Raw genomic sequence first — 300 nt, forward strand, 5'->3', positions numbered from 1 at the left:
CTAGATCGTTGATGGGGGTTTGCTGAACCGGCCGCGGGCATGGCGAAGGGCGCCCATGATCAGTGTGTGAAGACAAACCTGGACGCCCTTCTGACCGCACTCTATGTCCATCTGGACGACCATGTCCTGCGCTCGGCCGACCGGCTCCGCAGGCGCGGCCCGCAGCGGGTTCTCAACGACGCCGAGCTGGTGTGCGTCGCCGTCGCCCAGGTGCTGCTGGGGTGTGATTCCGAGCGTCGGTGGCTGCGGGCGGCGCCGGCCCGGATCGGGCACCTGTTCCCGCGCCTGCCCGGCCAGTCC

At 69.3% G+C, this 300-nt stretch carries 1 pseudogene; it reads left to right on the forward strand.

The window, feature by feature from the left end:
- Nucleotides 1-66 precede the first annotated feature (66 nt).
- Nucleotides 67-300 (forward strand): annotated as a pseudogene (locus tag IE99_RS0128630) (IS982 family transposase); the annotation flags it as partial.

The organism is Spirillospora albida, from assembly GCF_000718255.1.
Classification (GTDB): domain Bacteria; phylum Actinomycetota; class Actinomycetes; order Streptosporangiales; family Streptosporangiaceae; genus Spirillospora; species Spirillospora albida.